General features: G+C 39.5%; 21 protein-coding genes and 1 riboswitch. Of the genes, 18 read left to right on the forward strand and 3 right to left on the reverse strand.

Annotation, left to right across the window (positions count from 1 at the left end):
• Positions 1–205 precede the first annotated feature (205 nt).
• A complete protein-coding gene (locus tag H0Z36_RS00120) occupies positions 206–2,683 on the forward strand; it encodes a pyruvate formate lyase family protein (protein WP_296862715.1) in 2,478 nt (825 codons plus the stop codon).
• Between the two features lie 50 nt (positions 2,684–2,733).
• Entirely contained in the window at positions 2,734–3,753 is a 1,020-nt protein-coding gene (locus H0Z36_RS00125; protein WP_296863347.1) for a glycyl-radical enzyme activating protein, read from the forward strand.
• Between the two features lie 138 nt (positions 3,754–3,891).
• On the opposite strand, the gene metE is transcribed toward H0Z36_RS00125, so the two are convergent.
• The gene (gene metE / locus H0Z36_RS00130; RefSeq protein ID WP_296862717.1) at positions 3,892–6,180 is read right to left on the reverse strand and encodes a 5-methyltetrahydropteroyltriglutamate--homocysteine S-methyltransferase; all 2,289 of its coding nucleotides are present in this window, start codon (positions 6,178–6,180) and stop codon (positions 3,892–3,894) included.
• Between the two features lie 95 nt (positions 6,181–6,275).
• Positions 6,276–6,467: riboswitch (cobalamin riboswitch) on the reverse strand.
• A 648-nt stretch (positions 6,468–7,115) separates the two neighbouring features.
• Complete coding sequence (locus H0Z36_RS00135; protein WP_296862719.1) at positions 7,116–7,751, reverse strand: hypothetical protein; 636 nt, start codon at positions 7,749–7,751, stop codon at positions 7,116–7,118.
• Positions 7,752–8,187: 436 nt separating this feature from the next.
• Between H0Z36_RS00135 and H0Z36_RS00140 the strand changes: the two genes are divergently transcribed.
• The gene (locus tag H0Z36_RS00140) at positions 8,188–9,441 is read left to right on the forward strand and encodes a radical SAM protein (protein WP_296862722.1); all 1,254 of its coding nucleotides are present in this window, start codon (positions 8,188–8,190) and stop codon (positions 9,439–9,441) included.
• Between the two features lie 35 nt (positions 9,442–9,476).
• Complete coding sequence (locus H0Z36_RS00145; protein ID WP_296862724.1) at positions 9,477–10,442, forward strand: HD domain-containing protein; 966 nt, start codon at positions 9,477–9,479, stop codon at positions 10,440–10,442.
• 93 nt (positions 10,443–10,535) lie between these two features.
• Here H0Z36_RS00145 and H0Z36_RS00150 read toward each other — a convergent pair whose 3' ends face one another.
• Positions 10,536–11,294 carry a R.Pab1 family restriction endonuclease gene (locus tag H0Z36_RS00150; protein WP_296862726.1) on the reverse strand — a complete coding sequence of 253 codons (759 nt, stop codon included), beginning with the start codon at positions 11,292–11,294 and terminating at the stop codon, positions 10,536–10,538.
• Positions 11,295–11,550: 256 nt separating this feature from the next.
• Between H0Z36_RS00150 and H0Z36_RS00155 the strand changes: the two genes are divergently transcribed.
• The 14 genes from H0Z36_RS00155 to atpE all read left to right on the forward strand — a co-directional run bounded on the left by H0Z36_RS00155 (position 11,551) and on the right by atpE (position 21,373).
• Entirely contained in the window at positions 11,551–13,104 is a 1,554-nt protein-coding gene (locus tag H0Z36_RS00155) for an N-6 DNA methylase (protein WP_296862729.1), read from the forward strand.
• 175 nt (positions 13,105–13,279) lie between these two features.
• On the forward strand, positions 13,280–13,483 hold the full coding sequence (rpmE, locus tag H0Z36_RS00160) for a 50S ribosomal protein L31 (protein WP_296862731.1): 204 nt from the start codon (positions 13,280–13,282) through the stop codon (positions 13,481–13,483).
• Positions 13,484–13,573: 90 nt separating this feature from the next.
• A complete protein-coding gene (locus H0Z36_RS00165; protein ID WP_296862733.1) occupies positions 13,574–14,488 on the forward strand; it encodes a DUF1385 domain-containing protein in 915 nt (304 codons plus the stop codon).
• Positions 14,489–14,518: 30 nt separating this feature from the next.
• On the forward strand, positions 14,519–15,586 hold the full coding sequence (gene prfA / locus H0Z36_RS00170) for a peptide chain release factor 1 (RefSeq protein WP_296862735.1): 1,068 nt from the start codon (positions 14,519–14,521) through the stop codon (positions 15,584–15,586).
• Positions 15,587–16,441: a peptide chain release factor N(5)-glutamine methyltransferase gene (prmC, locus tag H0Z36_RS00175; RefSeq protein WP_296862737.1), complete on the forward strand. Its 855-nt coding sequence runs from the start codon at positions 15,587–15,589 to the stop codon at positions 16,439–16,441.
• A 4-nt stretch (positions 16,442–16,445) separates the two neighbouring features.
• A complete protein-coding gene (locus tag H0Z36_RS00180) occupies positions 16,446–17,423 on the forward strand; it encodes an L-threonylcarbamoyladenylate synthase (protein ID WP_296862739.1) in 978 nt (325 codons plus the stop codon).
• 32 nt (positions 17,424–17,455) lie between these two features.
• Entirely contained in the window at positions 17,456–18,043 is a 588-nt protein-coding gene (locus tag H0Z36_RS00185; RefSeq protein WP_296862741.1) for a manganese efflux pump, read from the forward strand.
• A gap of 12 nt (positions 18,044–18,055) precedes the next feature.
• Entirely contained in the window at positions 18,056–18,547 is a 492-nt protein-coding gene (locus tag H0Z36_RS00190; RefSeq protein ID WP_296862743.1) for a low molecular weight protein arginine phosphatase, read from the forward strand.
• Positions 18,544–18,996 carry a ribose 5-phosphate isomerase B gene (gene rpiB / locus H0Z36_RS00195; protein ID WP_296862745.1) on the forward strand — a complete coding sequence of 151 codons (453 nt, stop codon included), beginning with the start codon at positions 18,544–18,546 and terminating at the stop codon, positions 18,994–18,996. Before H0Z36_RS00190 ends, rpiB begins: the two co-directional genes overlap by 4 nt.
• Positions 18,997–18,998: 2 nt before the next feature.
• Positions 18,999–19,475 (forward strand): cytidine/deoxycytidylate deaminase family protein, encoded by a 477-nt coding sequence (locus H0Z36_RS00200; protein ID WP_296862747.1) that lies wholly within the window; start codon positions 18,999–19,001, stop codon positions 19,473–19,475.
• A gap of 140 nt (positions 19,476–19,615) precedes the next feature.
• Positions 19,616–19,927 (forward strand): MazG-like family protein, encoded by a 312-nt coding sequence (locus tag H0Z36_RS00205; protein ID WP_296862749.1) that lies wholly within the window; start codon positions 19,616–19,618, stop codon positions 19,925–19,927.
• A 161-nt stretch (positions 19,928–20,088) separates the two neighbouring features.
• On the forward strand, positions 20,089–20,340 hold the full coding sequence (locus H0Z36_RS00210) for an AtpZ/AtpI family protein (protein ID WP_296862751.1): 252 nt from the start codon (positions 20,089–20,091) through the stop codon (positions 20,338–20,340).
• A 67-nt stretch (positions 20,341–20,407) separates the two neighbouring features.
• Positions 20,408–21,094: a F0F1 ATP synthase subunit A gene (atpB, locus tag H0Z36_RS00215; RefSeq protein ID WP_296862753.1), complete on the forward strand. Its 687-nt coding sequence runs from the start codon at positions 20,408–20,410 to the stop codon at positions 21,092–21,094.
• A 60-nt stretch (positions 21,095–21,154) separates the two neighbouring features.
• Positions 21,155–21,373 (forward strand): ATP synthase F0 subunit C, encoded by a 219-nt coding sequence (gene atpE, locus H0Z36_RS00220; RefSeq protein ID WP_296862755.1) that lies wholly within the window; start codon positions 21,155–21,157, stop codon positions 21,371–21,373.
• Positions 21,374–21,407 lie beyond the last annotated feature (34 nt).

Raw genomic sequence — 21,407 nt, forward strand, 5'->3', positions numbered from 1 at the left:
AACCAATCATCAAACGGGGACGGTTCTTTTTTAACGATTTTTTACTTTTTATGGTAAAAGTCGTTAAATCAGAATCGTCTCTTTTTGTTTGCCTTTGTTTGGGTATCAATAGAATCGTTTTTGCATCATTAGAGTAATCAATCCGATTATAAGAACATAATATATCACTAGGACTGTCCCTGTGATATGGAGGGAGGGGAGTTTGATGCCATCAGTGGCAAACTCGAAGGATTCTGTCCACCGGATAGGAAACGATGCTGAGTTTAGTGCGCCGACTTCTTTTTATGAACCGACTGAACGCATAGAAAATATTAAGGCTGAACTTCTGGCCAGCCCTTATTCCATCTGTCTGGAACGTCCGGTTTTACTCGATAAATTCTGGCACTCCAGGGATTATTCCCCTCATGATCATTACCTTGTAAAGCGTGCCAAGGCCTTAGCTTATGTTTTTTCTCATCGTAAGCCCCGAATTTATAATCATGAGCTCATAATAGGCAATATGACTTCCAAACGTATTGCGGCCAATTATTATCCTGAAGGTGGTTCCATAAATATTTTAGAGGACATCTTTCGCCTTGAAAAAAGGGCAGTACCGCTGCATCTCAGTCCTCGCGAAAAGCTGCATTTATTTTATCTGGGCATTCGTAATTTGAAACGCAGTGTGGGATGGGAAGCCTTTCTTAAGCATCCCGGACGTATATCATATTTGATCAATAACACCTTTTTGGCTCAGCGCTATTTTGTTACCGAAGTAGCTGGTATTTCCCATCAGGCAGGTAATTACTGGAATATAGTGCACCACGGGCTCAGACGTGCAGATGAGATAGCTAGAACCTGTTTGGAAACTAAAAAGCTTATTGATGGCACCCCACTTAATGATGATCAGATTGCTTTTTATAATGCTATTCGCATAACTATTGACGGTATATGCAAAATGGCAGCAAACCTGGCTGATGAAGCGGAAAGGCTGGCAGCCCTCCCGGAAACATCCCCTGAACGCAGTAAGGAACTTCAGGAATTAGCCGGTATCTGTCGCCATGTACCTTATAATCCGGCGCGAACTTTTTGGGAGGGACTTCAATCCTGCTGGTTGATGCACATAATCATGAATCTTGAAGATTATGAACAGGGGCTTTCCTGGGGACGCCTTGATCAAATCCTTTATCCCCTGTATCTCCGTGATATTGAGGAAGGCCGCCTTAATCCGGAAAAGGCTGTTGAATTAATAGCCAGTTTTCAGTTGAAATGCTGTGAAACCATGCCGTTGTTTTCCAAGAGAATAGACCAGTTTTTTAGTGGTAATACGGTGGGGCAGGGTATAACCCTGGGGGGAACAGATGTTGAAGGGCATGATGTTACCAATGAGCTGTCTGCCTTATTTCTCGATGCCTATGCCCAGATATTGACCCGTGAACCTAATATTCATGTGAGGATACATGAACATACCCCGGATTGGCTGCTGGAAAAGGCGGTTGAGGTTCTCCAAATGGGGAATGGTTCTCCGGCTTTATTCGGAGATAAGGCTATAGTTCGAGCATTAGAAAATGCAGGCATGACCAGGGAACATGCGCGGGATTATGCGGTTATTGGTTGTGTTGAGCTGGGCAGCCAGGGTCGAACCTACAACTCCTCTGATGCAGCTCTGTTTAATCTGCCCCTCTGCCTGGAATTGGCTCTTAACAGAGGCCGCAAATTTTCATCCGGGTTCTTGCCTGGTAAGAGATTGGGCCCGGTAACTCCACCTGTTTCAGCAATGAAAACGTTTGATGATGTTGTCAAAGCCTATCGCGAACAGGTAGCAAGTGTTGTTGACGAGGCGGTTAAAGTCATAGGCTGGCTGGAAAATGCCTATAGAAAAATCAGAACTAGTCCGGTTAATTCCATTATGACGGAAGGCTGCCTGGAAAAAGGGTATGATATAACTTCCGGCAGTGCCCGGTATGATTTTACCTCACTGCAAATCGTTGGGCTGGCAGATGTGGCTGATTCCCTTTATGCCATAAAAAAACTGGTATATGAAGATAAACGTCTTACTTTGGAAGAATTTACTCAAATATTAAAAAACAATTATAAAGGACATGAGGTTTTGCGAACAGAGATTATCAGCCGTTTCCCTCATTATGGGAACGGCAATCCCGAGGTTGATTATATGATGCAGGTTGCGGTAGATGCGTTTACTGATGCTGTTACTGCCCACCGCAATACCCGGGGTGGGCAGTACCTGGTCGGGGTATATTCAATGACCTGCAACGTACCTTTTGGAAAGGCGACCGGGGCAATGCCTAACGGACGCTTAGCAGGGCAGGTTTTATCCAATGGTCTATCTTCCTCTAATGGGGCAGACCGCACAGGACCGACGGCGGCTCTCCGTTCGGCGGCTTTTGTTGATAATCTTAATTTCGGAAATTGTCTGGCCTTGAATATAAAATTTGATAAAAAGGTGGTTGCCAACCGGGCGGGAAAAAAGGCAGTAGCTGCGTTGTTCCGTTCTTATCTGGTTGATCAAGGGGGTATGCAGGTACAGGTTAATATGATTGACTCTGATTTGCTTCGCAAGGCTAAAGAAAACCCTGCTGCATATCCTGGACTTCTGGTTCGTGTTGCCGGTTATTGCGCCTATTTTAAGGACTTACCCCCTGATGTTCAGGACGAAATTATAGCCAGAACGGAATATGGAGGCTGACAAAATACTTCTTGGGCAGGGATAAATTGATCTGGAGGTTGGGTTTGATTATGCTATATGACAGTAAAAAGGAGCGACATCAGCCGCTGGTTTTATCTGTACAGCATTTTTGCCTGCAGGATGGGCCCGGGGTGAGAAGTGTAATTTTTTTTAAAGGCTGTCCTCTGCGGTGTGTCTGGTGTCATAATCCCGAGTCCTGGAGTATGTATCCGGAGCTGGCTTTTAAAAAGCACCTCTGTATTAACTGCGGATACTGTATGGATATATGTCCTGAGAAAGCAATAAAATCTCCGGGACACTGGGATCGGGAGCGATGCAGGCTCTGTTTTACCTGTGTCCAGAATTGCCCTTCAGGGGCTTTAGAAGGTTTGGGGCTCGAACAGTCGGTAGAATCGATCCTGGAATCCCTGCGACCGGAATATACATACTATAAAAATTCGGGAGGAGGGGTAACCTTTTCCGGGGGTGAACCTACTTTATTTTCAGGTTTTGCAGCTGAACTGGCTGATAGGTTACGCAGTGAAGGTGTGCATTTGGCAGCAGAAACCTGCGGGTTGTTTAATCTGGATGGTATTGTTCCCCGGGATAACAGTAAAATCTTGGCCAAAAGCAGAGATTCTGCCCGGGAAGTATGGAATTTTTTATCAAAATTAGATTTAATACTTTTTGATATTAAAATCTTTGATGATGTTAAGCACCGCCAATTTTGCGGAACCGGTAATAGCAGGATCAAGTATAATCTTGAGACACTGGCAGTATTAGGTCATAACCATACAGGTCCTCCGGTTTGGCCCCGTTTACCTCTCATACCTGATATTACAAATACGACCGAAAATTTAGTGGAATGGGGCAGATTTCTGCGAAAAATCAATCTGCCTTATCTTACCCTTGTTCCTTATCATCGGCTGGGTGAGTCAAAAAGGGAATGGATTCAGATTAAGAAAGGATTAAATATTCGTGATCTCAATAATGGTGATTTAGAAACAGCCAAAGCTATCTTGAAAAGCGAAGGTATTACCTGTTATTCACCAGGGGAGGAAGAATGGACGAGATTAAGTGAGATGGGGTAACGATTTTTAAATCATAAATCGGGGACGGTTCTGAATTGACGAAAATTTCCTTTTGCTGGAAAAGTTCAGCAAAAAAGAACCGTCCCCTTTTGTTGATTTCAGGAAAAAGCCGATGTGAAAGTCTGCAGTTTTCAAATATTAAAGCATCTGACGCTGTTTTTGTACTGCGGTTACGAGATTGATTAAACTTGGTACAGTTTCGGCCATGCCTCTGGTTTTCAGTCCACAGTCGGGATTGACCCAGATTTTTGGCACTTCCAGTTTAGCAGTGATTTTATTTAGTATATTCTGGATTTCAGTTACCTTTGGTATACGCGGCGAATGAATGTCATATACTCCAAGTCCTATCTCTCTGCAGAACCGGTTCTCTTTCAGGACATCAAGGAGAGACAGGTCAGAGCGAGCTGCTTCAAAGGAATAAACATCGGCATCCATCGCTTCGATTTCCTTAATGATGTCAGCAAATTCGCTGTAGCACATGTGGGTATGAATTTGGGTTTCTGCTTTTACCGAAGAATGTACCAGACGAAATGCCTTAATGGCCCAGTCTAGATATTCACTATTCCAGTCGGTTTTCCTGAGCGGAAGTTTTTCTCTAAGGGCAGCCTCATCAATTTGAATGATTTTGATGCCTGCCGCTTCCAGATCCATTACTTCTTCTTTGACGGCCAGGGCGATCTGGAAAGCTGTTTCTTCCAAACTGATATCTTCGCGCGGGAAAGACCAGTTGAGAATAGTAATGGGACCTGTGAGTATTCCTTTTACTAGTTTGTTTGTCAAACTTTGGGCATAGCATATCCATTCTACGGTAATGGCTTTCTCTCTTTTCACGTCTCTGAATATGATTGGTGGTTTTACCACTCTGGTCCCGTAGGACTGTACCCATCCGTTCTGGGTGATGAGAAATCCCCGCAGATTTTCTGCGAAATATTCCACCATATCATTGCGCTCATATTCGCCGTGAACCAGTACATCCAAGCCGATTTCTTCCTGTATTTTTATAGCTTCTCTTATATATTCGCGAATTTTATTTTTATACTGTTCTGTGCCTATATTTCCTTTGCGGTAATCGCTTCTCAGCTTCCTAACTTCGGCTGTCTGAGGAAAAGAGCCGATGGTCGTTGTAGGGAATATAGGCAGATTGAGTATTTCTTTTTGTTTTTTGATCCTTTCGCTAAAGCTGGGCTGTCTTATAAAATCTTTGCTGCTCAGACTGCTGATTTTGGCTTGCACGTCGGTAAAAAAGAAGTCCTGACTTATTTTCTTTCTTTGAATTATCTCCTGGTTAGCCTGGTAGATGAGATTTTCCTGGTAATTATCTGCCTGTAACAGTTGCTTCAAATCGGTAAGTTCCCTCAGTTTTTCCCGGGCGAAAGCCAGATTTTCTTTATAATAGGTCTCCATCTTATTCTCATTTTCTACCGTATAGGGCACGTGCAGGAGCGAGCAGGAAGTACTGAGAACCAGGCGGTCTCTGCTGACAAAGTTGAGTATATCATCTAGTACAGACATAGATAGGGCATAATTGTTGATCCAGATATTTTTCCCGTTTACAATACCGGCAAACAGTATTTTATCGGAAGGAAAACCGTACTGCCGGATAAGCTGCCGGGTCTTTTTTCCTTCTATAAAATCAAGCCCGATGGCATCGAAGTCTAATGAGATAACTTCTTTATATATATCGCGTATGTCTCCAAAATAGGTCTGCAGCAAGACCTTCACCCTGCCTTTTCGGGCAAGAAGTTTTTCATATATGTTTACAAAGCTGTTAACTTTAGCAGAAGATAAATCCATTACAATGGCAGGTTCATCAATCTGCAGCATTTTCACCTGCAGGTCATTGAAACGGTCCAGAATTTCCTCGTAGACTGGTAAGACTGCCAGAAGCAGTTCGTTGAAATCTTTGTTAGTTTTTATCCGGGATAATTTTAAAAAAGTGAAAGGACCTATGATTACAGGTTTGGTTTCGATACCTTCAGCTAGGCTTTCCTGATATTCTTCAAATACTTTGCTGCTGTTTAACTTGAATTCGATACTATCATCAATTTCAGGAACAATATAGTGATAATTGGTGTTAAACCACTTTTTCATTTCCAGTGCCTTGACATCGCGTTTATCGTCCTGATATCCTTTAGCCATTGCAAAATAGGTATCTATATCATTTAAGCCGAGTTCTTTGTACCTGAGTGGTATAACGTTTAACATACAGGCCATGTCCAAAAAAGTGTCATAAAAAGAAAAGTCGTTAGAAGGAATCAAATCAAGCCCTTCCTTTTTTTGCAGTAACCAGTGATTGCGTCGCAATTCCTGAGCTCCGGAAAAGAGAGCTTCTCTGGAAATATTTCCCTTAAAATATGCTTCCACTAAGGTTTTTAATTCCCTTTTAGCACCTATTCTAGGAAATCCCACCACAGATGTTCTTAACAATTTTTATTCCTCCCTTTTTAGAAAAATTTTTAGGAGGAAATAGAAACAATCGCTTTTAAATTGTCTCTATCTCCATACTTCGCACCCAAAGTGTGGGGATATTACGATTATAGGGCAGGTCTCCTGGCTTCTCTTCATCTTACTTTCTTTCCCTTCCCATCTAAGACTTAGACAGTGGATATGAAAGATTTCATCCGAGTTACAGTAGTGGGGGCTGCTCAGGATTTGCACCTGATTCCCTATTATCCCAGCTTATTAAGCCGGGCACCCTATAATCCCTATCCAGTAAGCTTGTCTTAATATAGTAATATAGTCCCCGCTAATTTCCAGGCATCCCCCCTTTCAGTTCATCATTAAGTGGTTGGGCTTGATTTCTTGTAGCGGAGAAAATGTATCTAAAGCTCAGCCATGTTTTAAAAAGCATTTCTTTTATAATCTTCATATTCTGAGAAAGAATGAAATATATATTTGCTTTCATATTTGAGGTTTTTGCCGAAATGTTTGCCAAAATGGCGCTTGGTTTTTGGCGGTGAGTTGTAGATTATTATTTGTCTTAATTGTTGGTAAATCTGCTTCTGGCCTTGCTCTGCGGTTTTGGGTACTAACAGGTATCCAGCTTTTATTAACGGGTTTTATATATAGTGATAAATGACAGCTTGTTCAAATACACCTACCGATAATATGATAAGCAAATTTTTATACTGATAATATTACTACATTAAATATCTATTTTCCATAATTGGTTGGGGATTGTGAATTCCAGGGACGGTTCTGTTTACTCCCGCTTTTGTGGAAGAAGCAGCCCGGGGATGCTTGGATGAGGCTAATTTTGAATTTTATATCTAAATTTAATGGTGCCCTGGAAAAATACGAAAAAGAAGAGAGGGTTGGAGATAGTGGGGGATATTAGAACCGTACCTGTAATATATCGAAGATTAAATCCAACCGAGTATTCCACCAAAGGTGATAAGGCATAGGATGTCAACTGTAAAAATGCTGGTTACGGTTATAGCCTTCTTTTTGATACTGTCCATGTCATATACCCAGAATGCAACCAGGAAGAAAGGCAGGTAACCGACTAAAAAGATCAGCCACGGAGCAGAAATACACCACCAGGAATAGTTCCAGGTCAGAGCTCCTATGAAGTTCAGCCCCATTTCAACTGCCACACAGAAGAGTGACCCTATGACGGCTATGAACCAGCGGTTGGGGATACCGAGAATTCGGGCATGTTTATCTTTAAGAAGCAGTTTAGACCAGCCGATTCCGGCAATGGCAAACATAAAACATATTTCTATATTCAGACCAATCAGGATTAAAAAGGCCGTTTGGCCCGGAGCTCCCCAGACAGGAGCATATTGAGTAAAGTGGAATACCAGACCGTTCCATATCTCGTTAAACCAATCCATTCCCCAGAAGGCCAACCCGGCAAAAAAACCATTCCAGTTATTGTTCTCTGCTTCCAAGGCATAGATATACATGGTAATTGCCAGTAACGGTATTACATACCATTGAAACTGGCTGCTGTCACGCAAAATATCCAGGGCCGCCTGAGCCGAAGGGGTGGGCATAATTGTTCCTCCTTTCGCATATGCAGTTTAGTTTCTGACCTGTTACAGCTTATTAAAAGAATCTGCATATATGCCTGTCAGGGGAAAAGAAGTCTTTATTTTTGCAATTTACCGTCCAGGCGTCTGCCCCGTGTTCTGAAAAAACCGCAATTAAGTGTAAATTAACAGCATCAATTTTTTATGGTGTATATCGCTCTGTTTTGATCATTTTGCTGTAACCACAGACCAGCTTAATTTTAATCCGTCCAGCTTCTTGATTATAGCCGGTTTAAGGGCTCTTATTTAAATAAACCTGAAAGGAAAGCCCTCCTACCAATTTCCAATAAAAGTAAATTTTCGTCAAATCAGAACCGTCCCCGTTTGTTGATTTCTGGACTTTGAGATAATGTTGTTCTATTATTTATAGAGTAAGTTTTGAGTAATTGAGGGTTAGGGTATGTATTTGACTTTATATGCTACTGAAAAAGGTGAAGTTTTGGAACATCCTGGCGTCATGATGTTGGGGCGCAGCGGCAATGAATGGCTGGTTCCCGAGGAGATGGAGATGATTCCTCTGCCTAAAGGGGCTTCTTTGGTGGCTATTCCTGATTGCTTGCCGGTAGGGCTGGGACTTGATGAAAGGGTTGTTGCCATAGAGAAGGATCCTTATAATGTCCGAAAAAAGGTTAGTCCGGTGGCGGCTCTTTTGCCGCAGGGATTTACCCGCACCTTGTTGCCGGCTTTTGTAAAAAGAGATTCTGAAAAGAATATGCCTTTATTTGGATATGCGGCGGTAGGACTTAAGGGAGATAAGATTTATGTTGCAGCTGTAAAGACAGATGAACACCGTAAATGGCATCCTGTGTATTACAACACGGAAGGATTGCCTGCAAGGATAAATCGTATGCTCGAAAAATTTCCGGATAACCGCATATTAAGACAACTGGCCCGTTGTTCTTTAGAATACAGTTGTTTTACTGCCCAGAATATTTTTTATCAGAGATGGGAAGGCGGGATTCCTACTATGCCAAGCTGTAATGCCAATTGCCTTGGTTGTATATCGGAAGATCATGCCGGGGTTCCATCTCCGCAGAACCGGATTAATTTCAGACCTACTTCCCATGAAATAAGCCAGATAGCTATTGAACATTTGACAAAGGCAAATGATGCTATTATAAGCTTTGGACAGGGATGTGAAGGTGAACCTTCTCTAAATGCAGAGGTTTTAGCTGAAGCGATAAAAATTATACGCAGCAGGACAGAGAGAGGGACTGTCAATATAAATACTAATGCCGGATATACCAGAGGAATAAAAAAGATGGCAGATGCCGGGCTTGATGCCATGAGGGTTACTATATTTTCCTGTATTGAAGAGAACTATAACCGCTATCATCAGCCTAGAGGATATACTTTAGCTGATGTAAAAGATTCAATTAACTATGCGGCAGACAAAGGGATAAAAGTATCGTTAAACCTTTTAGTTTTTCCGGGGATTACTGATAGAGAAGAAGAGATAGAGGCTTTGCTCGATTTTGTTGCTAGGAATAATGTGCATATGATTCAGATGCGCAATCTTAATATTGACCCTGATTATATAATGCGGTATTTCCCGTCAGATGAAGCGGGAATAGGGATGACGGAATTTATTAATCTCTTGAAATATGAAATGCCTGGATTAAAGATAGGGTCATATACTCATCCAGTTCGATAGCTGAAAGGTAAGTCATTGGAGAGGAGAGGTTTTTTTTGGATAAAAGAGGACCTTATGTGGTTAAAGATATAAAAAAAATGGCTCAAGGGGCTCAGGTATGGGGAAAGTTTTTGATTACGGAAAAAAATAACCGTAAAACTAAGGACGGCAGAGAGGTTGTAAATCTCAGGATAGGCGATTCTACTGGGGAAATAGATGTAGTGGTATGGGAAAATTGCCAGGTAGGAGGGGTTCTTCAAACCGGTAAGGTTATAGGGATTCTAGGCGATGTAGGGAGTTATAACAACCGTATTCAGATTACAGCCAAGAAGGTAAAGGTTTTAGATGAAGACCCTTCTTCTTATCTTAAGACTCCGTCCGTAAGCATAGAAGAGCTTGTTAATAGATTTGAACAGATGCTAAAGATGGTTGATGATTCATATCTTAAGGATTTACTGGATATTATTTTTACTGATGATATAAAAAGGGCTTTTTTTAAAGCTCCGGCGGCAAGAAAAATACATCATAATTATGCTGGTGGTCTTTTGGAACATACGATACGAGTAGCTGAATTGTGCATTAAAGCAGCTTCTATCTATCCTAGTTTAAACCGGGATCTCCTAATAACCGGAGCTCTTTTGCATGATATAGGGAAAATTGAAGAATATGAGATGAATGTCTTGCCTGAATATACTGTTCCCGGAAGAATGGTAGGACATATAGTATTAGGTCATGAAATTTTGGATGAGGCTTTGAAAAAACTAGTTATGACAAGGCCAGACATGCCAAAGGAGCTGCCTATAATGCTGAAACATATGATTTTAAGCCACCACGGCAGTTTAGAGTATGGATCACCTGTTAAACCTTTATTTCCTGAAGCCCTTCTTTTGCATATGATGGACAACTTAGATGCCAAGCTGTATGTTTTTATGAATAGAATAGAGGAGGAAGAAGATGAGGAAGGGCTTTTTACCAGTTATGACACTTTTTTTGAACAGTATTTCTTTAAGTACAGGTATTAAATTAAAAAGAGAGGGGCAGATATTAAACTTAATATCTGCCCTATATTATTAACAAAGGTCTGCTTTTTTAACTTTATCAATAATAAATATAATTTAAATTTCTTTTTTAACCTTTGAGATTATTAGCTTAGTAATTTCTATAATATCATGATGATGTTTCTTAGAAGCCATTCCAAAGACTTTGACCAGATTAACAAGATTTTGCACATTATTTTTATCAAAAATATAAATCAGTGTGTCTCCTTTTTTGGAGGTTTTTCCCAAAATTTGTGTATGATTTATGAAAGAGGTAATTGGAATGCAGAAATACACCATGGGTTGAACCCCAGAGGCATACTGCTGCTGTTTTATGGAAATTTCTATTGTAGTTTCATCTGGTGTGGCATCAAAAAAAAGTGTAGGCAGCTCAATGCTGGTTTCCCTGAATTTTATAGCTTCATTAAGGCTAACTTCTTTTATTTGACTTTTTGTTTTTATCGATTTATGGTCAATGAAGTCGTTGTAAGATTCAATTTCTCGCAGCAAATCATTAGCCTGTTCAAGTGAAAGAAGTCCCTGCTTGAGCGCTAAATAGAAGATGTCTGACAATTCTACGGGATATTTCTTTTTTCCATTGCTTGCAATAAAAGTATTGGGTATTCGAAGTTCTTTCGGATTTTTGACTTCCTTTTCGAGGATATCATAACTGATCTGCCATTCTAAGTATGTAGTTTTGTCAAAGGGATTGTTTCGCGTTGCAAAGGTTTCCCCAAAACTGTATTTATTTTCTCTTTTTTTAAATCTGAATTTCCCTTCGTTATTAGCATTTATTATTACTTCGATATTTCCTTCGTTATTAACTTCAATTCTCACGAACAATTCCTCCCCTTTGATGAGAACTTTGCACGTTAATTAGCCTAAGAAGAGATGAAGTCACTTATCATTTTCGATAGGGATATTAATTTTCCTTTGAGGATGTTGTGAAAAGGGAAATATAATATTTTTGTCGAACGATTACTTGTATTTTATTTGATTCTTGTGTTTTTGGCTATAATTAATTTGTTTGGGAAAAACATAAGTATTAAACTTAAAAAAATCAGAGTCCTAAATTAAAGGAGGGGAACAATATTTGTCAAGGAATAATATAGATGAACAAATTGTGAGTATAATTAAAAACATAAGTAGAAGATATAGTATTTCGAAGATTGAGGCAGTGTTATTTATGCTGGAGGCTTTAAATAGTATGGAAACAGAAGGACGAGTTGGTATTTCAGATGATATTTTAAGAAAAATTAAAAAACTTGAATTATCAACATTTGAAATTTATAACTTTATAAAACACAATTTTAATAAACTCCTTTCAGATTTAGACAGGATAGTATACGGTAAATATTATACCCCTAAGTTTCTTGTAGAGCTTGTTTATTCGTATATTAGACCATATATAAAAGAAAATGCTGTTATTTTCGATCCTGCTTGCGGTTGCGGTGCTTTTTTAAATTATAATGACAATTTTGGAAGTGTAAGAATAGTAGGCAATGATATAGATAAAAACGCTGTCCGGCTTTTGCAAATGTTGAAGATGGATAATGTTGAAATTTATAATGAAAACTTTTTGCTGCAGGTGAATAGGGCTAAGTATAATTTAAGCGGCAATGATTTTGTAATTGTGATAGGTAATCCTCCATATAATGATATAACTTCAAAAAATAAAAAGACAGAGAAAAAATCAGCTGATATTGGATTAGGTATTGATGATGATATTAAAACGCGTGATTATGGTTTATCTTTTTTAAGGGCTTTTAATAAACTGAAAGCAGATGTAGTATGTATCCTTCATCCTTTATCTTATTTGATTAAGAAAACTAATTTTAATCTGTTAAAGGAATTTAAGGATAATTACCAGCTCAAAAAGGCAATTATATTTTCAAGCAGCGAATTTGCAAAGACAAGGAAAACGCCTTTCCCTATTGTAGCAGCTCTTTATGTCCGGGGGGGAGGAATGGATTATGAGTATATCAAAAACTTTAAGTTCGATATTCTATACAGTGATAAGAGTTTTTGTTTAAAAGATGTTCCCACAATAGATGGCTATATTAATAAATATCCTCCCAGAAAAAAAGATGGAATAAAGGTATCCGATATATCACTTTATATGTATAACTTTAGGGATTTAAACTCTTTGTTAACTACGGCTAATTTTACCGAAAAAGAAGATTTTAATAACCATATTACTATAAATTATAAAGATTTATATAAGTATGCCTATTTAAACTGCATGAAGCGCTATTTCGGCAAAGATTTTTTGTTAGGCAATTTGTCGCCAGTTGTCATAATAGAGGATTTAGAAAGTGAATATTTTAAAGATCTGTTTATTATTGACACGATAATGAATAATCAATATATTTCTATATTTAATATCGATAATCCAAACAGTATTTTATGGACGAGGGGATTATTTGAGGAGTATAAAACTAAAAGCGCAGGTTTTATAGAAGAGCATGGAAGGATAAATATTTATCGGATATTTACTGATTTTGTGGAAGGTAAAGGGGGTAAAGAAATGATAAGAAAAATAACATCCGAATATTTTTATAATATAAAGGAGCTTTTTTCGTGTCCGCTATCGGAAAATCAAATAGGTTTACCGCCGATTGGCAATATTGATAAAATCGCATTGTAGAATTATAGAAATCGGTTTATTTATAAATATATGGTATGAATAGATAGAAATTAATATCCCCTTGAGTTTTGTTTTTTTTCTTGTTATAATGATTCTTGCAGTTTATTCAGGGGTATTGGCCTGAAATGCAGTTTATATATAATGATATATCCTCATTTGAAGAGAGGTGAGAATAGTGAAGGCAGGTATTCATCCTCAATATTATCGAACTACTATTAGATGTGCCTGTGGCAATGAAGTAGAAGTAGGTTCAACTAAAAAGGATATCCGCGTAGAACTTTGTTCTAAATGTCATCCTTTCTACACGGGAAGTAAGACCAGAGTAGTTGATACCACCGGAAGAGTAGACAAGTTCAAGAAAAAGTACGGCTTAGATTAAATTATAGCAGAGCAATTGTCTCTGCTATTTTTCTTAATGGAGATCTTAAGGTTTGTGATTTTTAAATAAAATTATGATTTGGTGATATTTATGAATAAAGATATACAATATGGCGGCATGGCAGTGATAGAAGGTGTTATGATGAAGGGAAAAAATAAAGTTGCAGTTGCTGTGCGCCGGCCTGATGGAGATATAGTTTTGGAAAAAGAAGAGCTTAAACCTCTTTCTCCTAAACTTGTCTGGCTTAAATGGCCTTTTATAAGGGGCACTTATATGCTGATTATTTCTATGGTTTTAGGGGTAAGGATGCTCAACAAGTCAGCCAATATGTCAGTAGAGGAAGAGGAAGAAGAACTGAGCTTTGCTGAAATTTTGTTTACTACTCTTACCGCTTTTATTCTTGCCGTGTTTTTGTTTATAATACTACCTGTGGGAATTGTCCATTTTGTAAGTCCCTTTTTAAGAGGAGTATTCTTGCAGAATGTTGTGGAAGGAACTATAAGGATTATTTTCTTTCTTTTGTATATTTATCTTATTTCCAAATTAGAGGATATTGAACGTGTTTTTATGTACCATGGTGCAGAACATAAATCTATCTCAGCATTGGAAGCCGGAGAAGAGCTTACGGTTGAAAATGTTCGCAAATATAGCACTTTGCATCCCCGCTGTGGAACCAGTTTTTTATTAACGGTTATGATAGTTTCCATATTGGTTTTCGCTCTTTTGGGGGAAGGTAGCCTTTTTTACCGGATATGGTCAAGGCTGCTGGCTTTGCCGGTGGTTGCAGGCATAGGATATGAATTTATAAGGCTTTCTGGCAAATACTACCACCTAAGGTGGGCGAAAATTTTAATTGCACCGGGGTTGTGGTTGCAGAAGCTTACAACAAGGGAACCTGATGATGAGCAGATTGAGGTAGCTTTGACAGCATTAAAAGCGGTTATCCCGGGACATACGATATTGGAAGAAAGAGTATCAGTTGATGCAGTCCTGGTGAAGAGCTAAAAGATTTAAGGAGCAAGGGAGGCAGTTTATATGTACGAAAAGCTGAAAAAGCTTGAAGATAAATATAATGAATTAACTGAACTATTGAGTCAGCCTGATATCATTGCTGATCAGGTGAAATTTCAGAAATATGCCAAGGCACATGCTGATTTGGAGGAAATAGTAACTAAATTCAGAGAATATAAAGATGTTTTGAAGGGTTTGGAAGAGACCAAACAGATGTTGGAAGGAGAAAAGGATCCTGAGTTCAGGCAGATGCTCGTGGAGGAGAGAGATAATCTTATAGCAAGGCAAAAAAAACTGGAACATGAACTTAAAGTGCTGCTTTTGCCGAAGGATCCGAATGATGAGAAAAGCGTAATTATGGAAATTCGTGCCGGTACGGGAGGAGAGGAAGCAGCTCTTTTTGCCCATGATCTTTTCCGTATGTACAGCCGCTATGCAGAAGAGCAGGGCTGGAAGATAGAAATAATGGATGCTCATTATACGGATATAGGCGGGATAAAGGAAATAATCTTTGTGGTTGAAGGACAGGGTGCATACAGCAAATTAAAATATGAGTCAGGTGTACACAGGGTGCAAAGGGTTCCTGCTACTGAGTCAGGGGGCAGGATTCATACTTCGGCCGCTACGGTTGCAGTTCTTCCAGAAGCAGAAGAAGTGGAGGTAGAGATTGACCCCAACGATTTAAGGATTGATGTTTACTGTTCCAGCGGCCCGGGAGGGCAGTCAGTTAATACTACTCAATCAGCAGTGAGGATTACTCATATTCCTACCGGTCTGGTGGTAACCTGCCAGGATGAAAAGTCGCAGCATAAAAATAAAGCTAAAGCTTTAAGGGTTTTGAGAGCTAGACTTAAAGAACTTCTGGAAGAACAGAAAAATGCTGAACTGGCAGGAGAAAGAAAAAACCAGGTAGGGAGTGGAGATAGAAGCGAACGCATTCGTACTTACAACTTCCCACAGGGAAGGGTAAGCGACCATCGCATCAACCTTACCCTGCATAAGCTTGACTATATACTAGAAGGACATTTAGATGAGATTATCGATGCTTTAATTACCCACGACCAGACTGAGCGCATGAAACAGGTGGATTAAGTGCAGAATATATGGAGAATAAGAGATTTATTAGATTGGACAACCCGGTATTTTTCAGAGAAAGGCCTTGACAAGCCGCGTTTAGAGGCGGAACTTCTTCTTGCCGAGGCTTTAGGTAAAGACCGGGTTTATTTGTATACCAATTATGATTTACCGGTTAACCGGAATGAGCGGGAGATTTACAAAGAATGGATAAAAAGAAGGGTAAGAGGGGAACCGCTTGCTTATATAACTGAACATAAAGAATTTATGTCCCTTGATTTTAAAGTTAATCATCATGTTTTAATTCCTAGGCCGGATACAGAGATTCTGGTGGAAACTGCCATGAAAGCGGCAGAAGATTTTGAGGGTGAAATTAGAATTTGTGATGTAGGGACAGGTTCGGGAGCAATAGCAGTAAGTTTGGCTTTTTACCTTAAAAAGGCAAAGGTATATGCAACTGACATATCTCCCGAAGCTTTAGATGTAGCCCGCGAAAATGCGCAGAGAAACGGAGTGGAGCTGGTTTTAGGTCAGGGGGATCTTTTAGAGCCTTTTAAAGATGAAGAAAGGTTTCATATCATTACGGCTAATTTGCCTTATATAAACGAAGCAGAGTATGAAGCATTAGATATTACAGTTAGGGGATATGAACCGCGTTTAGCTTTGTTTGCCCCTGGTGATGGGCTTGATATATACAGGCGGCTGGTGCCTGAGGCTTATGAACTTCTTGAAAACAATGGGTATCTGTTGATAGAGATAGGCTATAACCAGGCTGAAGAAGCATTAAAGGTAGTAAAAGATTTTGCCAGCGCAGAAATAATAAAAGATTTAGCCGGAAGGGACAGGGTTATAAAGGCTAAAAAGGAGGAGTAATTTTTTGGAAACCACATATTATAAAATAAATCCGAAAAAGCCCGAACTTTATATACTTAAAAAGGCGGCAGAGCTTTTAAAAAAGGGAGAGATAGTAGTTTTTCCTACGGAAACTGTTTATGGTGTTGGAGCAGTTTTCTACGACCGTGAGGCGGTAAAAAAAGTGTTTAGGGCCAAGGAAAGACCGGCAGATACTCCTCTTTTAGTGCATTTAAGCTCTTTTGAACAGGTTTATATGGTAGCTGATGAAGTTCCTGATTTGGCTTTAAAGCTTATGGATGCTTTTTGGCCTGGACCTTTATCCTTAATCTTACCGGCCAGAAATAATGTTCCGCCAGAGGTTACCGGAGGAAAAACGAGTGTAGGGTTAAGAATGCCTTCTCATCCAGTGGCCAAAGCCCTTATAGATATGACCGGGCCTTTGGCAGCGACCAGTGCCAATCTTTCGGGAAGACCTAGTCCGGTAAATGCAGAACATGTAAGACAGGATTTAGACGGAAGGGTTGCTTTAGTGTTAGATGCTGGAGAAACTGGAGTGGGGCTGGAATCTACCGTTCTTGATATGACAGGTGAAAGGCTTAAGGTTTTAAGAACTGGAGGCCTTGGTATAGAAGATTTGGAAAGAGTTTTAGGAACTGATGTGCTGGAAGTTGACCTTAAAGGTCAGGATAAACATTATATGATTAAGACCAGGGTGCTGTTAGCACAGAATGAAGATGATTTTCAATCACTGCTTTTAAGGCAGAGTGTTGAACCGCAGAAGATAGGAATAGTATTTTATGATAAGAAGATGCATGATTTATCAGCAGGATACAAAGAATACCGATTAGATCTAAGAAAAAAGGGTATATCTTTTTTTTCCCTTTTACGAGATGCAGAAAAAAACGGAATAGAAGCTTTAATCTTTGCTCCCCTGCCTGAGGACAGGGAAGGACTGAATAAATCACTGATAGATAGGATTTATAAGGCAGTAGTGAAATAAAAAAATGATTTTTAGCAGAGAGGTAAATTGAAATGTCAGAACAGCTTATAACTGTAATTTTAGTTGCAGTCGTTTTGGGGATGGATGCTTTTTCCCTATCCATGGGCATGGGGCTTAATGGGGTAAGCCGTAAATATGAAATTAAGTTTGCCTCTACAGTAGGGGTCATGCATATTATAATGCCCCTTTTAGGTTTAAGTTTAGGGCTGGCTGCAGGGAAAATATTAGGGGTTTGGGCAGGAAGGCTTGGTGCAGTTATACTGGTATATATCGGGATAAATTTTTTAAGACACGGCTATCGCGATATAAGAGGGGAAACCATATCGTTTGCCGAGGCCAAAAAAAGGCTTAAAAAAAATGGAGAGATTATACAGGATGATTTAAAAACAATATTAGTTCTGGCTTTTTCAGTAAGTGTTGATGCTTTAACCGTAGGATTCAGTTTGGGAACATTAGGGATGCCGATTGTTGTTACAGTCGTTATTATGGGAATAGTTGCAGGTTTTATGACTTTTTTAGGTTTTATAGGAGGCAGGATCTTCAGTCGAATAGTAGGGAGTTATGCGCAAATAGCAGGAGGAATTATTCTCTTAGGGTTGGCGGTAAAGTTGGTATTTTAAAGGGGGAGCGATATGGATATAACCAATATTTTGTTTGTATGCACAGGCAATACCTGCCGAAGTCCTATGGCAGCAGCTCTTTTTTTAAAACTTCTAGAGGAGAAGGGGTTAAAGGATAAGTATAATGTTCTGTCGGCAGGGATTTTTGCGCGTGAAGGAATGAAGGCGAGCAGAGAAGCTGTGGAAGCTATGAAAAAGGAAAATATTGATTTGAATGACCATTTATCTCAACCGGTCTATCCAGATTTAGTGAAGGATGCAGATTTAATTCTTGCTATGACCGGTGAACACAAAGAGATTTTACTAGATAGATTTCCGGAAGCTGAAAACAAGATTTTTACCCTTATGGAATATGCAGGGATTGAAGGTGAAATATATGACCCTTTTGGGAGGGGACAGGAAGAATATTTTAAAACTGCAGGGCAGTTAAAAGAAAGTTTACAGATGGTTATAGAGCGTTTGCTATCAGAAGCAGAAGAGGATAAGGAAGGAGATTTGAAATGAAAGTAGCTATAGGAAATGACCATGCTGGAGTAGCTCTTAAAGAGGAGATTGCCGCTTTTTTAAGACAGGAAGGGTATGAAGTTATAAACTGCGGTACAGATACCTTTGATTCTGTAGATTATCCTGATATTGCCGAAAAGGTGGCAGAGGAGGTATTGAAGCAAAATATTCCTGGAATTATAATATGTGGAACAGGGATAGGTATTTCTATTGCTGCTAATAAAATACCGGGTATAAGGGCGGCTCTTTGTAATGACCTTTTTACTGCGCGCATGACTAGAAAACACAACAATGCCAATATTTTAGCATTAGGAGCCAGGGTGATAGGAGCAGGTTTAGCTGTAGAAATTGTGAGAGAATTTTTAAATACCGATTTTGAAGGAGGAAGGCATCAAGCCCGAGTAGAAAAAATAAGTGCAATAGAAAAAAAATACAGGGAGAAAGTTTGACTATGCAGGGATTTGAATTCGGCCAAAGACCGGGATGGGATGAGTATTTTCTGCAGCTAGCCAGACTGGTGGCCAGCAGATCAACCTGTATTAGAAGACAGGTTGGTGCAGTTTTGGTAAAGAAAGACCGCATTATTGCAACTGGCTATAATGGAGCTCCGCGGGGGCTTAAACACTGTCTGGAGGTAGGATGTTTGAGGGAAGCTATGAACATCCCATCTGGACATAGATATGAATTATGCCGTGGGGTGCATGCAGAACAAAATGCTATCATAAATGCTGCGTATTATGGAGTATCCACTGAAGGGGCTGTTTTATATTGTACGAATCAGCCCTGTATAATATGTGCCCGTATGATAATAAATGCCGGAATAACCAAGGTAGTTCATGAAGGAAATTTTAATGATGATCTGGCTTTAGAACTTTTGAATGAAGCAGGGATTGAGCTGGTTTTATACAAGCCTGGCCAGGATAGTTAGTGGTATAATGGAGATTAAAATGACGAAAGATAATAAACAAGTAAACAATATGCAGGCAATAAAAGCATTTTATATCCGATAAAAATGTTGGCAATAATACATGGCGTATTGTAATATAATAAATACTGGGGAGAGTCTTTATGAATACTAAGATACTTTCACTGCCGAAACTGAACCAATTAAATCCGACCCTGGAGTCTACTGCCCTAAAACTTATGGAGGAAGCAGGAGAACTTGCTCAGGCGATTGGAAAATTTCGTGGCCTTAGTGGAGAAAAGGTTAATATGCCGGAAGATGAGGTTCTGCGCCAAATTGCTCGGGAACTCCTGGATGTTGCCCAGACAGCAGTGACAATGATGTTTGTTATGGAAGATAATTATGGGATTAATATAGATGAGATGCTTAAAGAGCATGTTGATAAGCTTCTGCAAAAAGGATATTTGGATTTATAGGCAAAGCAAAATACAAAAATTGATAGATGTTGATAAATTTTCCGAATATTTTGAGTGAATTGTCGCAAAAAATGAAAAAATTTTAGGTTGAGTAGAAGGGATTTTAAAAATTTTATTGAATAGATTAAGATGGAATAATATCCTCTTAAGGAGATTTTTAAATGGCTGAAAAAAAGCAAAACTGGCCTAAAGCCCTGGCAAATGCGATAAATTTGGCTACTTCAGTAGCAGCATCTGTGGCCTTAGGGATTTTAGGCGGTGGATGGTTGGATAAAAAGTTTGATACCCACATGGTATTTACAGTAATTGGAACTTTATTAGGAATAGCAACTGCGGGTAAAATAATGTGGGAAAGGCTTAATGACAGAAGGGTGTCTTCTGTTAACGAACAAAAGAACGAAGAGAGAGAATGAATTCAACCTGCTTTAGCAGGTGAAGATATGCGTTTTATGAAAAAAGGCGCAGGAAGGGGGGAAAAAGATGTTTACCTTTGGTATGTTGGATGGAGCACTTTTTCACATAGGTCCTATACCGGTTGACCATATAATTGTCACACAGTGGGTGATAATAGCCTTAATAGGGTTAGTTGCTTTTATGGCAACCAGAGACATGCAGATGGTTCCGAGGGGTTTGCAGAATGCTTTTGAAGCCCTGATAGTATGGACTTATGATTTTTTTACCCAGCTCATGGACAAAGAACATATTGCGAAAAAGTATGCTCCACTTTTGTCAACATTTTTCCTGTTTATAATTGTTTCCAACTACAGCGGTTTAATCCCTGGTGCTGGGAACATACCTGGCTATCAACCGCCCACCGCAAACTGGAATACTACTTTAACCCTTGCTCTTATAACTGCTATTACCGTTCAAATAGCTGGTTTTTCTGAACATGGTGTACATTACCTGGGGCATTTTATAAGCCCGAGTCCGCTCATGCTGCCGCTTAATTTGCTGGAAGAAATTACACATCCCTTATCCCTGTTTCTCCGTCTATTCGGAAACATATTTGGAGAAGAAATGATTCTTGCTTTTATGCTGTATTTGGTTCCATTCTTTGTTCCAGCTCTTCTTATGGGGTTAAGTGTGCTTCTGGCAGCTATCCAGGCGGTAGTATTTACTATTTTGTCCGCCAGTTACATAGCTACTGCAACTGGTGAAGGACATTAGAACTTTGAGGTCTATGATTAACCCATTGATATTGATGATGCTGTGAAAGGGGGGAAAAAAATGGGTATTGCTTTAGGAGCAGGTTTAGCTGTATCTATTGCAGGTCTTGGCGGTGGCGTTGGAATGGGTATTGCCGGCGGCAAAGCTATTGAGGCTATTGCAAGACAACCAGAAGTAGGTGGGGATGTAAGAACCCTTATGTTCATTACCTTCGCATTTATTGAAACCTTAACTATTTATGGTCTTTTGATTGCATTTATGCTGGTTGGGAAAATGTAATAGTACTACACCGTCAATTCATTTTTGCAGGGCG

The organism is Thermosyntropha sp., from assembly GCF_017656155.1.
Lineage (GTDB): Bacteria > Bacillota > Syntrophomonadia > Syntrophomonadales > Syntrophomonadaceae > Thermosyntropha.

What these genes read in the sequence shown, in the direction of transcription:
- H0Z36_RS00120 (WP_296862715.1), top strand. Translation starts at nt 206, where the DNA reads ATGCCATCAGTGGCAAACTCGAAGGATTCTGTCCACCGGATAGGAAAC.
- H0Z36_RS00125 (WP_296863347.1), top strand. Translation starts at nt 2,734, where the DNA reads ATGCTATATGACAGTAAAAAGGAGCGACATCAGCCGCTGGTTTTATCT.
- H0Z36_RS00135 (WP_296862719.1), bottom strand. Translation starts at nt 7,751, where the DNA reads ATGCCCACCCCTTCGGCTCAGGCGGCCCTGGATATTTTGCGTGACAGC.
- H0Z36_RS00140 (WP_296862722.1), top strand. Translation starts at nt 8,188, where the DNA reads ATGTATTTGACTTTATATGCTACTGAAAAAGGTGAAGTTTTGGAACAT.
- H0Z36_RS00165 (WP_296862733.1), top strand. Translation starts at nt 13,574, where the DNA reads ATGAATAAAGATATACAATATGGCGGCATGGCAGTGATAGAAGGTGTT.
- prfA (WP_296862735.1), top strand. Translation starts at nt 14,519, where the DNA reads ATGTACGAAAAGCTGAAAAAGCTTGAAGATAAATATAATGAATTAACT.
- H0Z36_RS00185 (WP_296862741.1), top strand. Translation starts at nt 17,456, where the DNA reads ATGTCAGAACAGCTTATAACTGTAATTTTAGTTGCAGTCGTTTTGGGG.
- H0Z36_RS00190 (WP_296862743.1), top strand. Translation starts at nt 18,056, where the DNA reads ATGGATATAACCAATATTTTGTTTGTATGCACAGGCAATACCTGCCGA.
- rpiB (WP_296862745.1), top strand. Translation starts at nt 18,544, where the DNA reads ATGAAAGTAGCTATAGGAAATGACCATGCTGGAGTAGCTCTTAAAGAG.
- H0Z36_RS00200 (WP_296862747.1), top strand. Translation starts at nt 18,999, where the DNA reads ATGCAGGGATTTGAATTCGGCCAAAGACCGGGATGGGATGAGTATTTT.
- H0Z36_RS00205 (WP_296862749.1), top strand. Translation starts at nt 19,616, where the DNA reads ATGAATACTAAGATACTTTCACTGCCGAAACTGAACCAATTAAATCCG.
- H0Z36_RS00210 (WP_296862751.1), top strand. Translation starts at nt 20,089, where the DNA reads ATGGCTGAAAAAAAGCAAAACTGGCCTAAAGCCCTGGCAAATGCGATA.
- atpB (WP_296862753.1), top strand. Translation starts at nt 20,408, where the DNA reads ATGTTTACCTTTGGTATGTTGGATGGAGCACTTTTTCACATAGGTCCT.
- atpE (WP_296862755.1), top strand. Translation starts at nt 21,155, where the DNA reads ATGGGTATTGCTTTAGGAGCAGGTTTAGCTGTATCTATTGCAGGTCTT.